The 12,691-nt window shown below is 59.8% G+C and carries 13 protein-coding genes; all 13 read right to left on the bottom strand.

What is annotated here, in order from left to right:
• A partial coding sequence (locus H6B10_RS07655; protein ID WP_204651050.1) for a LiaI-LiaF-like domain-containing protein occupies window positions 1-1,012 on the bottom strand: 1,012 nt, incomplete at its 3' end.
• 34 nt (window positions 1,013-1,046) lie between these two features.
• Complete coding sequence (locus H6B10_RS07650) at window positions 1,047-1,586, bottom strand: hypothetical protein (protein ID WP_204651049.1); 540 nt, start codon at window positions 1,584-1,586, stop codon at window positions 1,047-1,049.
• A gap of 4 nt (window positions 1,587-1,590) precedes the next feature.
• On the bottom strand, window positions 1,591-2,115 hold the full coding sequence (locus H6B10_RS07645; protein ID WP_204651048.1) for a hypothetical protein: 525 nt from the start codon (window positions 2,113-2,115) through the stop codon (window positions 1,591-1,593).
• On the bottom strand, window positions 2,112-2,636 hold the full coding sequence (locus H6B10_RS07640; RefSeq protein WP_275951059.1) for an RNA polymerase sigma factor: 525 nt from the start codon (window positions 2,634-2,636) through the stop codon (window positions 2,112-2,114). The genes H6B10_RS07645 and H6B10_RS07640 overlap by 4 nt, the downstream gene beginning before the upstream one ends.
• A 117-nt stretch (window positions 2,637-2,753) precedes the next feature.
• On the bottom strand, window positions 2,754-3,509 hold the full coding sequence (locus H6B10_RS07635) for an exodeoxyribonuclease III (protein WP_204651046.1): 756 nt from the start codon (window positions 3,507-3,509) through the stop codon (window positions 2,754-2,756).
• Between the two features lie 19 nt (window positions 3,510-3,528).
• Complete coding sequence (locus tag H6B10_RS07630) at window positions 3,529-4,884, bottom strand: MATE family efflux transporter (protein ID WP_204651045.1); 1,356 nt, start codon at window positions 4,882-4,884, stop codon at window positions 3,529-3,531.
• Window positions 4,885-4,998: 114 nt separating this feature from the next.
• Entirely contained in the window at window positions 4,999-6,306 is a 1,308-nt protein-coding gene (locus H6B10_RS07625; protein WP_204651044.1) for an ABC transporter permease, read from the bottom strand.
• A complete protein-coding gene (locus H6B10_RS07620) occupies window positions 6,293-6,985 on the bottom strand; it encodes an ABC transporter ATP-binding protein (protein ID WP_204651051.1) in 693 nt (230 codons plus the stop codon). Before H6B10_RS07620 ends, H6B10_RS07625 begins: the two co-directional genes overlap by 14 nt.
• A gap of 125 nt (window positions 6,986-7,110) precedes the next feature.
• Entirely contained in the window at window positions 7,111-8,802 is a 1,692-nt protein-coding gene (locus H6B10_RS07615; RefSeq protein WP_204651043.1) for an efflux RND transporter periplasmic adaptor subunit, read from the bottom strand.
• Window positions 8,803-8,995: 193 nt separating this feature from the next.
• On the bottom strand, window positions 8,996-10,060 hold the full coding sequence (locus tag H6B10_RS07610; RefSeq protein WP_204651042.1) for a hypothetical protein: 1,065 nt from the start codon (window positions 10,058-10,060) through the stop codon (window positions 8,996-8,998).
• Complete coding sequence (locus H6B10_RS07605) at window positions 10,050-10,538, bottom strand: RNA polymerase sigma factor (RefSeq protein WP_204651041.1); 489 nt, start codon at window positions 10,536-10,538, stop codon at window positions 10,050-10,052. The genes H6B10_RS07610 and H6B10_RS07605 overlap by 11 nt, the downstream gene beginning before the upstream one ends.
• Before the next feature lie 364 nt (window positions 10,539-10,902).
• Window positions 10,903-11,481, bottom strand: coding sequence for a pentapeptide repeat-containing protein (locus tag H6B10_RS07600; protein WP_204651040.1), 579 nt, complete (start codon window positions 11,479-11,481; stop codon window positions 10,903-10,905).
• Between the two features lies 1 nt (window position 11,482).
• Window positions 11,483-12,574 (bottom strand): acyltransferase family protein, encoded by a 1,092-nt coding sequence (locus H6B10_RS07595; RefSeq protein WP_204651039.1) that lies wholly within the window; start codon window positions 12,572-12,574, stop codon window positions 11,483-11,485.
• Window positions 12,575-12,691 lie beyond the last annotated feature (117 nt).

Here is a 12,691-nt window from a genome sequence, read left to right as displayed (position 1 = left end):
CGCGCTGCTCATCGTACTGGGCGTGGAACTGCTGGTCTATTCCGCCACCCCCAACATCAAGGTGAAATTCGACTGGCTCAGTGTGCTGGGCTGCGGTGGGCGTGGGGTAGAGCGCCTGGAAACGCTTTTCCACTTCCTGGGTCACGTACTCGTCGCCGGGATATTCACCGTCGTGTTCGGCGGCAAATTCCCCGATGATTTCCTCCCGCAGGACGGCTTTCACGGCGTTGTCCCGGTCGGCCAGGGAAGAGTAGCTGGTGCCGTCATATTCGTAGTAGGCGGTCACACGCTGGGCCAGCTGCTGCTCGCTGAGCCCTTCAAAGAAGCTGGAAAGGAAGTCCAGGCTGTACTGGTTGCCGTTGCCGCTCTGGTCGCTGTAGCTGTTGAAGCAGTAATCATCTATGGGCAGACCGTTTTCTTCCAGCAGCTGGGTGATGCGGTAGCAATCTGCGGCAAAGGCCTCGGTGGTGGCATAACCGTTCTGTTTCAGGTCCACATTGATGTTGACCATGTCCTCGTCCTGCAGGGTGTAGTCGCCGTCCTGCAGGTGGTTGAAGTAAACGCTTACGTACAGGCTTTCCACGCGGGCTTTCAGGTCAGAATCGGCGTTCAGGGCACGGTAGGCCTGGTCCTGCAGTTGGTTGGCATAATTGTTGCGGGCGTAATCCCGGGCGGGATTCACATACCGCCAGGCCAGGGGCACCAGCGAAGCGCCGCCCACAACGACCAGAATGAAGCCGCAGCCCAGCACACTGAGCCAGTCGAATTTCACCTTGATGTTGGGGGTGGCGGAATAGACCAGCAGTTCCACGCCCAGTACGATGAGCAGCGCGGGCGCGAACCGGACAATGGAGAAGAGATCGAAGGAAGGCACAAACTGCTGAGCCAGCAGCAGTACGCCGGCAATGATCAACAGCAGGGCAAATGCCACACGGCCCACGCGGCGCTCCTTTTTGGGGGCGGCGGGCGTCTCCGGGGCCGATGTGGCCGTGGTGGTCTTGTTTTCGTCCATTTTGTTTACCTCTTTTCAAATTATACAAACTGTATTACGTGGAAGATTGGTCGTGGGGGTAGGGGGGCAGATTATTTTCGTCCCCGTGTTTGGGGTGCAGGCCCAGCAGCCACACACCGGCGGCGATCAGCAGTACGGCAATGACCAGCGTGGGGATGGAACTTACATAATACCAGGCGTTCTCAATATTCAGCAGCGCCAGCAGATGGTAGAGCAGCGGTTCCACCACAAGGCCGTACAAGGACCATACGCCCAGTGCCACCAGGCCCCAGCCCAACAGGCGGTTGTGGCGGGGTACCAGCAGTTTCAGGTCGTCCCAACTGCCAAGCAGCAGCAGGGAATCGGGTTTGGGGTCCCCGGCTGCCAGGTGGCGGATCAGGTCGTAGGTGTCAAAAAAGCTGTACATCCATACAATGAAGGCAGTCACAACCAGTGGACTGACCATGGCGCCCAGAACAAAGCAGCCGCAGAACAGGGTGATCAGCGACAGACCCCGCTGCATATAGCCGTAGTACATCTGCCCGGCGCCCGGGATGCAGGCGAAGATAAAGGTAAGCAAAGCGTTCTTTTTCATGGTATCATTCTCCCTTGGCGGAATCGCTGTTTTGGTGGTGTTGCAGCTGGGCCAGGCCGTTTTCGGCAGCCAGCGTAAAATTGCTGAAGGTATCGTTCAGGCCGTCGTAAAAACCGCTGACGGTGGTATCCAGCCACTGCCCAAAGCTGACCCGGGGGGCCTGGGGTTCCACGGCCCGCTGGGCCATCCGCTGGGAAGCGCCCATGGAGGCAAAGCCCCACAGCATGAACGCCAGTACCACGGCTGCGGCGGCAGATACATAGCGGTTGGTCATAATGCGGAACCGGCGCAGCCGCATCAGGTTCTGTACCTGGGGAATCAGATCCCGCATGGGTTCCTGCAGGCAGGCGGGGGCGGCGTCGATCAGCTGGGTGTAGCGCAGCAGGCAGTAGTCGCAGAAACTCAGATGTTCGGCGGCTTCCAACGCGCCCAGATCATCCAGCGTGCCGTCCTTTAAGGCATACAAGCCTTCGTCGGTCAGGTGTCCTTCGGCATCAAACAGCTTTTCGTTGTCAAAAAACAGGCTCATTCTTTCAGCCTCCTCTCATCGATCTGCCGGCGCAGCAGCAGTTTGGCACGCCATAACTGGCTGCTTACCGTCGCGGGGGGACGATCCACCAACGCGGCGATCTCGGCGGTATCCTTGTGCTGGAGAAAATACAGCACCGCAATGCGGCCGTATGGCTCGCGCAGGCTGCGTACCAGCGTTTCCAATTCCTCGGCACCGGCCCGCTGGGCCAGCTGCTCGGCCGGGTCGGCGGCGTCGCCGGGTGGTGCGCCCCGGGGTTCCGGCAGGGCATCGTCCCCCGGTGCCTCCACCCGGCGCACCCAGGCGCTTTTCAGGTGGTCCTTGCATTTGTTGGCCGCTACGCGCACCAGCCAGGCTTTGTAGTACTGTGGTTCGCAGCGGTCAATGGCGGAAAAGGCGGCCAGAAAGGTGTCCTGCGTCAGGTCCTCGGCGGTGTGGGGATCATGAACAAACTGCAGGCAGACAGTATAAATCAGCTTCTGGTATTGCTGCATCAAGCCGGTAAATTCTTCGTTGGTCAGACCTCACACCCCCTTTGTTTTCTCTTTCTATTCAATAAGACGATTCCCCCGCGCTGATTTTTGCAACGCGGGGGAATTTTTTTCAAAAAAATCAAAAATTTTTGGTTGGAGCAGAATTTACAGGTCCAGTTCCAGCGTGACAGGGCAATGGTCGCTGCCCAGCACCTCCATCAGGATATCGGCGCGCTGGATCTGCGGAGCCAGCCGGTTGCTGACCAGGAAATAATCGATTCGCCATCCGGCGTTCCGCTCCCGGGCACGGAACCGCATACTCCACCAGCTGTACATGCCGGTGGCATCGGGGTGCAGGTGACGGAAACTGTCGGTAAAGCCGGCGGCCAGCAGTTCATCCAGCTTGCCCCGTTCCTGGTCGCTGAATCCGGCCGCGCCCCGGTTGGGGCCCGGGTTTTTCAGGTCGATCTCGGTGTGGGCCACGTTCAGGTCGCCGCACAGGATCACCGGCTTTTGGGCGTCCAGTTCCTGCAGGTAGCGGCGCAGATCATCCTCCCACTGCATCCGGTAGTCGATGCGGGCCAGTTCGTTCTGGGAGTTGGGAACATACAGGTTCACCAGGTAAAAATCCGGGTACTCCAGGGTGATGGCGCGGCCTTCGTGGTTGTGCAGGTCCTCATGCAGGCCGTACCGCACCGAGAGCGCCGGGGTTTTGGCCCAGATGGCGGTGCCGGAATAGCCCTTTTTGTCGGCGCTGTACAGGTATTCGGTGTAGCCTTCGGGGGCAAAATCCGCCTGACCAGGCTGCATTTTGGTTTCCTGAATGCAGAAAAAATCGGCGTCCAGGGTACGGAAGGTTTCCTCAAAGCCTTTTTTCAGGCAGGCGCGCAGGCCGTTGACGTTCCAGCTTACAAATTTCATAACCAAACTCCTTATCGGTTCAGGCAGGGGTTTTGACGGCGTTCTTTTTCCAGGCACCGCTGGCAAAGCGGATCACAAAGCAGAGGGTACGGCATACCCAGTCGATGATCATGGCCCACCAGACACCCAGTGCACCCCAGCCCAGCTGTACACAGAGGATCTGGCTGAAGCCCAGACGCCATACGATCATGGAAATGACCGATACGATCATGGTAAAGCGCACGTCGTTGGCGGCGCGCAGGGCGTTGGGCAGCACAAAGGCCGACGGCCAGATGAGGATGGAAATGCCGGCGTGAATCCAGACCAGTTGGGCGGAAAGGCTGGCAGTTTCGGGCGAGAGGGTGTACAGGCTCAGCAGGGGATTGAGCAGAAGCAGCACCGTGGCGTTGGTCAGGCCCTGGGCCACGTAGTCCCAGCGCATCAGTTTTTTGGTGTAATGGATGGACTGCTCAAAGTCCTGGGCGCCGATGCAGCGCCCCACCACCGTGATCATGCCCAGGCACATGGCGTTGCCGATGATGCAGCCCACGTTGTCCAGGTTGTTGGCCACGGCGTTGGCCGAAATATGTACGGTGCCGAATAGGGAGATCATGCTGACCACCAGAACGCGGCCCAGCTGGAACAGGCTGTTCTCGCAGGCCGAAGGAATGCCGATGGACAGAATGTTCTTGACGGTGCCCGGTTCCAGCCGGGTGACGGTGCGGGCGGTGATGCGCAGCATATAGTCGGGCCGGGCGGCCAGGAACAGAATGATCACGGCGCCCACCGTACGGGAGACCAGGGTGGGTACGGCTACACCGGCCACGCCCATTTTCAGACCATAGACGCAGAGGGCGTTGCCGCAAAAGTTGATCAGATTCACAATGACCGAAACTTTCATGGATACGGCGCTGTTGCCGGTGGAACGGAAGATAGCCGCACCGGCGTTGTACAGGGCCAGGAACGGGAAAGACAACGCCGTGATGGTAAAGTAAAGCAGCGCGGCGTCCATTACGTCGGCGGTGATGGAGCCGAAGAACAGCCGCAGCATGGGGGCCCGCAGCAGCAGGCAGAGGGCGGCGATGCCCGTGCCCAGAATAGCGCTGAGGGTTACCAGCTGCCCGGCGCTGCGGGCGGCGGAATCGGTTTTTTGGGCGCCCAGATACTGGCTGGTGACCACGGCACCGCCGGTGGCCAGGGCCGCAAAGATGGTGATGATCAGCTGGTTGATCATATCCACCAGCGATACGCCCGAGATGGCGGCCTCACCGGCGGAGGAGACCATCATGGTGTCGGCCATACCCACCAGCACGCTCAGGGCCTGTTCAATGACCAGCGGCCACAGCAGGGTGATCAGTTGGCGGTTGGTAAAAATCGGTTTGCTTTGTTGCTGCATGGCAGCAGATCCCTTCCCTCTAAAAAAATGAACACTAATAAATAAGTATAACACAAAAAAGGCCCCCGCGCAATGCGGGGGCGCCGGGCCGCTGTCGGGCGGCAACCGGAAAGATCATTCATAACGCAGGGCGTCGATGGGGTTGAGCTTGGCGGCTTTGTTGGCAGGGTAATAGCCGAAAAAGACGCCAATGGCCATACTGAACCCGACCGCCACCACAATGGAGGCGATGCTGGGTTTGGCGGTCATGCCTACTACGCTGCTCAGGGCAGCGCCCAGCGCAATGCCCAGGACAACACCGATCACGCCGCCGATCATGCAGAGGATCACACTCTCGGTAATGAACTGCATGCGGATGGCGGAACCCGGGGCACCCAGTGCCTTGCGGGTGCCGATCTCGCGGGTACGTTCGGTGACGGACACCATCATGATGTTCATGACGCCGATGCCGCCCACCAGCAGCGAGATGGCTGCAATGGCCGAAATACCCAGCGACAGGGTGTTGAGCATATCGGTCATGGATTCCACCAGGCTGGAAATGCTGCTGGCACTGGCGGTCCAGGTGTCGTTGTAGGTGTAGTAGCTGGCAAAGTAGCTGCCCACCGTATCTACAAAGCTGGTCACATCCACGCCGTTGGCCGCCACCACCGTGATGGTCTGGTACCCGGCGTCGGCACCGGCAATGGATTTGGCTACATCCAGCGGAATGTAGATGTTGGTCTGGATCTGGTCGTCGTCGGTAGCGCCGAACATACTGGCGTAAACATCCTCGGTGTACTCGTAGACGCCCGTAATATAAAAGGTGTAGAGATTTTTGTTGATAGTCAGCGTGAAGGATTTGCCGATGGCATCGGTGTTGCTGCCGCCGATGGCCTGTTCCACAAATTTTTCGGATACAACGGCCACATAGCGCCCGGCGTCCTTCTCATCGTCCAGCCAGCGCCCGGCCAGAATGGGGGTGTCTTCCTCCTTGGCCAGCAGCGAGTCGGCGTTGGCGCCCGAAACAGTGGTGCGGATGGTGGTGTTGGGGTCGCCGTACTTGGCAATGGTGCCGTTGCCCACCTCCTGGCTCAGTTCAATGCGGTTGACCTGGTCGGGAAAATCCGCCATAAAATCGTCGATCATTTCCTGACTGATCAGGTCGTCCGCAGCAGGGGTGGAATCCATAAAGCGGCGCAGGGTGACCCCCTGTGCGGTGCCGCTGGTGTCGTCGGAGTCCTTCTGGGTCAGGCTGACCGTAATGTTGCTGACACCCATACCGGACATGGAGTCCGTCACGGTGCCGGTCATGCTGTTGCCCACTGTGACGATGGCAATGACCGCTGCGATGCCGATGATGATGCCCAGCATGGTCAGCAGGCTGCGCATCTTGTTGCTGCGCACGCTGGCCAGGGCCATCGAGATATTCTCAAAGAGCTGCACGTTTGCCGGACCCCTTTCGTTCGCCCACGATCAGCCCGTCGCGCAGGGTCAGCACCCGCTGGCATTCTTCGGCCAGCTGAGGGTTGTGGGTAATCAGCACGATGGTCTTGTGGTATTTTTCGTGCATCTCATGGAACAGGTCCATGACGATGCGGCTGGTCTGGCTGTCCAGGGCGCCGGTGGGCTCGTCAGCCAGGATCAGTGCCGGTTCGTTGACCATGGCACGGGCGATGGCCACACGCTGCTTCTGACCGCCGGACAGCTCGTTGGGCTGGTGCTTCATCCGATCCCCCATGCCCACACGGTTCAGCCAGTCTTTGGCGCGGCGGTTGCGTTCCCCGGCGGGAACTCCGGCGTAAAGCATGGGCAGTTCCACGTTTTTCAAAGCGCTTTGCCGTCCGATCAGGTTGTAGGTCTGGAACACGAAGCCGATCTTGCGGTTGCGGATGGCCGCCAGTTCGTTGTCGGCCGCATTGTGAATGTCCACACCGTCCAGGGTGTATTGGCCGGTGGTGGGTTTATCCAGCACGCCGATAATGTTCATAAGGGTGGATTTGCCGGAACCGGATTCGCCCACAATGGCCACAAATTCCCCGGGATACACTTCCAGGCTGATGCCGTGCAGGATCTCCAGCTCATTGGGCTTGCCGATGTAGTAGCTTTTGTGGATGTCGTGCATCTCGATGAGCGGCCGGGGCTTTTGGTCGGCGGTATCCGGCAGGTTCAGCTTGCAGGACGGTTCGGGAGCGGTGTCCAGCAATTTGTCGGCAATCGCTTTGGCAAATTGTTCGGTGTTGGCCATGGTTACATGCCTCCCGGGCCGCCATCGGGGCCACCGCCGCCGGGGCCGCCGCCCATATCACCGCCGCCGGCCGGGGCTGCTGCCGCGGCGCCGCCGTCGGCGATCACCACCTGGCTGTCCATCATGCCGGGAAAGTCCTGGGTGGTGGTTTCAATGCCCTGGGTCAGGTCGGCGCTGGAACGGATCACGTCCCCTTCGGCCAGATCGTCGCCGGAAATTTCGATGTAGTAATCGTTGGCGTCGCCGGTGGTAACGGTGACTTCCTCAAAGGTCATGTCCACCCCTTCGCCACCGGTCTTGCGCAGCACATAGGAGGTGCCGTCCTCGTGGGTGCCCACGGCGTCACGGGGAACGGTAAAGACGTTGTCCTTCTGGTTGATGATGATTTCCACCTCGGCAGAAATGCCGATCAGCAGGCCGGAATCCTCGCCGTTGACGGTGACGGTGGCGCCGAAGTTGCCTTCGCTGTTGGCCACGGGGTCAATGCGGGTGAGGGTGCCGGAAATTTCGGCATCGCCGGTGGCATCGCTGGTAATATTGCACTGCATGCCGGTGGACAGTTTGCCCACCGAGTTGGCGGGAATGGTCACTTCCACCGTCAGGTCGTTCACGTCCTGGATGGTGGCAACCGTGCCGCTGCACACCGAACCCACGGTGGCGTTCAGTTCGGTGATGGTGCCGTCCATGGTGGCGGTCAGGGTGCAATCTTCCAGGGTGGACTGCAGGTCGGTCAGCGTATCGGAGGTGCGGCTGGCCTGTTCCAGCTTGGTCTCGGCGCTGTCTACGCTGCGGGCGTTGCTGGTTACCGCGTTGTCGTATTTTTGCTGGGCTTCTTTCAGTTTTTCCCGTAATTCTTCAATGCTATTATAATACTGGCTGATGGTTTCAAAGCCCTGCAGGCCCAGTTCGGGGATGCTGCACTGGCCCATGGCAATACTCAGTTTGTTTTTGTAATCGTCCAGCTGCCCCTGTACTTCCTTCTGGCGGTCGGCATTGCCGTCGTTCTGGGCCTGGGTCAGCTGAATCTGCAGGTTGGCAATGGTGTTCTGCAGTCCGGCAATTTCCTCGGCGTACAGGCCATAGTAGTATTCCACCAGTTCCCGGTTGGTGCCGGTGGCACCGGCGGTATTCTCCATCGAGGCATAGTAGTCGGTCAGGCCCAGGGTATCGTAATCCTCCTGGGCTTTGTCCAGATCTTCCTGCAGCTGGGCCAGGTTGGTGGCCTGGTCCTCCACGCTGTTGTTGTAGTTGGTCTGGGCTTCCTCTACACTGTCGCTGTAGCTTTGCTGGGCGTTTTCAATCTGTTTTTCCACATCGGAAGTGTCCAGCGTGGCGATCACGTCGCCCTTGTGGACGGTATCGCCCACGGCTACGTTCACCGCGGTGACCTTGTAGGTCTTGACGGAATCCGATGCGGTGACGCTGGCGGTGGAACCGGAGGCCACGGTACCGGTCACGCTGACCGAATCCGTCAGGCTGGTCTTTTGCAGCGTGGTGGTGCGCACGAACTGGTAGGTCAGCGCAGCGCTGGCCGCGGCGGTGCGGCCCAGAAAGTTGACCACAAACGCAATGATCAACAGCACGATCACCAAAAAGATCGTCAGTTTTTTGTGGCGTTTTACCCAATGCAGCGGGTTATGGCGCGCCAGCCAACCCAGGGGGCCGCGGCGCACAGCCTTGTCTTGTTCCGACATAATGATTCCGAAACTCCCTTCACCAAAAGGTGGTAATATAACGCATTCAGTGTAGCGTGAAATTGTGTACAAATTTTGTTCAAAAATCAAAAACAGCGATATGCCTGCGGAAGCAAGCCTATCGCTGTACAAATTTGGCTAATTTGTGAATACAAGGCACTTTTGGCCGGAAAAAGCACCGGCTTTCGACCTTTTAGGCGGCGGGTTCAATGCTGTCCAGCACTTCTTTCAGCACGGCGCGGGCAACTTCACCACCGTCCTCAATCTGGCCCCAGCCATCGTAGGGGATGATTTCCAACCGGTAGAAGATGCCGTTTTGCTCAAAGAAGGCGTAGGCGTTCAGATACGGGCTGGTCTTTCCGTTGCTGGTGCAGCGGGGCAGCAGGGCCACAATACCGGAAGGCGTGGTGTATTCCTCCACCTCCCACACAAAACCGGCCTTTTTGTCGTAATACACCCGGGACCCGGTGGAGGAAGTGCCGGCGGGGCGTTCTTCCGCAGCCAGCAGCACATAGGCCTGGGTTTCGATGGTGCAGCCGTTGGAAAGTTTATCCACCCGGCGGGGGTAGAGGTACATCGGAGTATCCTCGTCCCATTCTACCGAGAAGCCGGCGGGCCAGGCACCGGCCAGACGCCACTGGCTTTCGTTGTAGTCCTTGTAGTAGGCATTGCGTTCTTCCACAGAAAAAGTCTGCCAGTCATCGGGCAAGGGGATTGTGTACGAATAGGGGATCAGAGAAAATCCGCTGTCGTCCGGCGTGCCGCTGTCCAGCAGGTCGCTTTGCACCAGCGGCAGGCCGGTGGCCTCAGTCAGGTCCGCCCAGCTGTCGTAGCCACGGCCGCCGGGGCCTTCTGGCGGCAGGTTGCGGCCGCTCAAAAAGGTGCGCATGGGCGGCATGCCGTCTGCATCGTGCTGCCCGTTGTAGTGGGCCAGCAGGGAATCCATGAGTTCGTCGGGGAGCTGATAGGCGGTCTGGTCGTACTGAATGGCATAGCCGGTGTTGTTTTCGGGGGCAAAACTGGGGCGGGGATTGGTGCGCAGATTGGTAAATTTCACCTGGCCCAGCAGGGCACCCGCAGCCAGCAGCAGCGGTGCTCCCAGGCAGACGGCCAGCCGCAGTGCCCGGGTACGCCGTTTCTGCCGCCTTTCCCCGGCGGGCAGTGCTTCGGCCACAGCGGGCCACAAGTCAATCTCGGTGGGGCGAAGCCCTGTTTGCAGGGCATTGCGCAGTAAAATTTCATCGCGGTCAGGGGTCATGGCGGATTCCCTCCTTTTCCAAAAGTTCGGCCAGACGGCGTTTGGCCCGGTGGTAGCGGGTGCGCAGATTACTTTCGGGCCGATGGTGGATTTTGGCCAGGGCGGCGTAGTCCATGCCGTCCAGCACCCGTTCCAACACCAGCGCCCGGTCCAGCGGGTCCAGCGTGTTCAGGGCGGCGCGCAGCTCCTCACTGATGCCGGGGTCCGGTTCGGGCGGCTGGGACGGTTGGCGCTGCTCTGCCCGTTTGGCGGTGCGCAGCATATCCAGCGCCGTGCGGTAGGCGATGCGGTACAGCCAGGCCCGCTCATTGTCCTGCCCGTCGCCCCGCAGGCTGTTCCGCCGCAGCCAGGCCTTTACAAAGGTGGTCTGTACGGCGTCCTGGGCGTCCGCTTCACTGCCCAGCATGGCTGTGCAGTACCGCAGCAGCGGTGCGGTGTAGGTATGTACCAGCTTTTCCAGGTCCTGCTCGGTCTGCATACCGGATCACTTCCTTTCGTGGGCGTCTTTCACCTCTATAACGCCGCCGGGGGCCTGTTTGTGTCACTCCAAAACAAAAAGCGGCAAAAATTTTTGCCGCTGCAGCGTGTCGAGAAAGCCGACACGCTGCAAAAGGGGGAACAGTCCCGCACGGCGATTGCCTGACGGTCCTATTCCCCCTCTTGGACACCCCCTCGACAAAATTTCACGGCAAATCGCGCACTCGTCCCTTCGTTCCTCGCACACAATTTGCCGTGAAATTTCCCTGTCGGTGTCGCCATCGTCGGTACATGTCCGACGATGGCGACGGATTTTTCCTTTTTTACAGTCTGAAGCAACATGAATTTTGCTGCTTTTGACGATATTATTCGATTTTCAGCCCAAACCCGTTGAGCAGCGCCACCACATCGGGAAAACTGAACCGTGCCCCTTGCATTTTGTTGGCGGACGGGTCAATGGCGTAGTCGGTGGCTTCCCGGAAATCGGCTTTTTGCAGATCGCAGCGGCTGAACTGGGTGTGGCCCAGGGGCACACCGCGAAAATCCGCCCCAGCCAGACGGCACTCGTCAAAGATGCAGTCCCCGAACCGGCAGCTGGAAAAGTCAAATCCCACAAAGGTCATGCCGGAAAACTCGTTGTACCGGAATTCGCACCGCTCCGCCTTGCCAAAGGGCTGTACCAGGGCGCTGCGTCCCTGCAAGCCGCCCCAGGCGATAGAGCGGAACGCGCAGCCGGAGAACCAGGCGTCCCGCATCTGGCAAAAGCTGAACACCACACCGCTCCAGCTGCAATGCTGGAAGGTGCAGGACAAAAAGGTGCAGTTGCGTACCCGCACGTCCTCCCACCGGCAATCGGTAAAGGTGCAGTCGTTGAATTCGGCCTCCTGCAAAAGGGCGGGGTCCGGGTCCCGGAACGTTTCGCCCTGGTAGTATTGCTTTGCCATGTTACCTCCGCAGCCGGCACAGAAGCCGGGTTTTCAGCATACGATAAGGCTGATAGGCAGCCAGCGGCAACAGCAACCCCGCAGCCGTGTAGGCCAGCCACCAGGCGCCGCCGGTAAACAGGGTGGGGAAGGCGGCCAGCAGATAGGCTTCGCCGCCGGTGGCCAGCAAACCCAGCCAGGTCACCAGCTTGAAGCTGAGAAAATGCAGGATCACAATGGGCATGGTGGCCCGGCCCAGGGCTGCCAGGGCGGCGCCCAACCGGGGAAGACGGGCGGCCAGGTGGGCACATTCATAGACCAGTACCCACCCGGCGGAACTGGCCAGCAGCAGGAACAGCCAACCGGGATATTGGTTGCCGGCCAGCCCTACCGAGCCGAAGGGCAGCAGGACCAGCAGCACCACAAAAGCGGCCGCCGCGATCCCGGCCCGTACCGGGACCTTGCGCGGGGGCTGCCCCACCCGGCGGGCCAAAGTGCCCAGATAGAACAGGCTGTAGCAGCTGGCGGCAATGCCCAGCCCCCAGACGTTCCACCCGGTTTGGGAGCAGTGCCAGCCCAGAATCAGCAGCACGCCGGACACAAACCCCTGGGCCGTCTGAACGTCGCGGCCATGCAGGACTTTGCGCAGCACAAACTCCACCAGCGCATACAAAATCGAGATCTGGAACAGCGCCTGCACAAACCACAGGGCGCCGCCCAGCTGGGTACCGCCGTCAAAGATGCACCAGTGCACAGTACGGCCGATGATATCTTTCAGGGTCACCGGTTGGGTGACCTGGTTGCCCGGCAGGTCCAGAATGCGTTCGTCCCCGGTAAGGATGTTCAGTTTGAGGAAGAGGTTGTTGCACACCGTAAAGGCGGTGTTGGCCAGCACAAAGGGAAGCCACAGGGTCATCACCCGGCGGATGCAGAACCGCCGCAACCCCGCACCATCCTGTGCGGGCCGGAAAAAATAGCCGCTGAGCATAAAGAACAGCGCCATGTGGAACAAATAGATGAAGCCGGTGCCGCCAAACCCCGAGTGGCCCACCACCATCAGCACAATGCCGATGCCCCGCATGGCGTCCAGGACTGTATCGCGCTGTTTCGCCATAAAACTGTACCCCGTTTCCTTTATAATAAGGCCAGTATACAGCAAAACGCGCCGCACGGCAAGCATGGCCGTACGGCGCGGGATTCACTGCGCATTTTTGGCGCGGCATTTGGGGCA

Source organism: Gemmiger formicilis, from assembly GCF_016901605.1.
GTDB lineage: Bacteria > Bacillota > Clostridia > Oscillospirales > Ruminococcaceae > Gemmiger > Gemmiger formicilis_B.
This window is presented reverse-complemented; position numbering and strand designations above follow the sequence as displayed.

Bases quoted from the DNA above. Each gene is read 5' to 3' on its own strand.
- H6B10_RS07600 (WP_204651040.1), bottom strand. From the start codon at position 11,481: ATGGCAAAGCAATACTACCAGGGCGAAACGTTCCGGGACCCGGACCCC.
- H6B10_RS07605 (WP_204651041.1), bottom strand. From the start codon at position 10,538: ATGCAGACCGAGCAGGACCTGGAAAAGCTGGTACATACCTACACCGCA.
- H6B10_RS07650 (WP_204651049.1), bottom strand. From the start codon at position 1,586: ATGAAAAAGAACGCTTTGCTTACCTTTATCTTCGCCTGCATCCCGGGC.
- H6B10_RS07620 (WP_204651051.1), bottom strand. From the start codon at position 6,985: ATGCACGACATCCACAAAAGCTACTACATCGGCAAGCCCAATGAGCTG.
- H6B10_RS07645 (WP_204651048.1), bottom strand. From the start codon at position 2,115: ATGAGCCTGTTTTTTGACAACGAAAAGCTGTTTGATGCCGAAGGACAC.
- H6B10_RS07630 (WP_204651045.1), bottom strand. From the start codon at position 4,884: ATGCAGCAACAAAGCAAACCGATTTTTACCAACCGCCAACTGATCACC.
- H6B10_RS07595 (WP_204651039.1), bottom strand. From the start codon at position 12,574: ATGGCGAAACAGCGCGATACAGTCCTGGACGCCATGCGGGGCATCGGC.
- H6B10_RS07615 (WP_204651043.1), bottom strand. From the start codon at position 8,802: ATGTCGGAACAAGACAAGGCTGTGCGCCGCGGCCCCCTGGGTTGGCTG.
- H6B10_RS07635 (WP_204651046.1), bottom strand. From the start codon at position 3,509: ATGAAATTTGTAAGCTGGAACGTCAACGGCCTGCGCGCCTGCCTGAAA.
- H6B10_RS07610 (WP_204651042.1), bottom strand. From the start codon at position 10,060: ATGACCCCTGACCGCGATGAAATTTTACTGCGCAATGCCCTGCAAACA.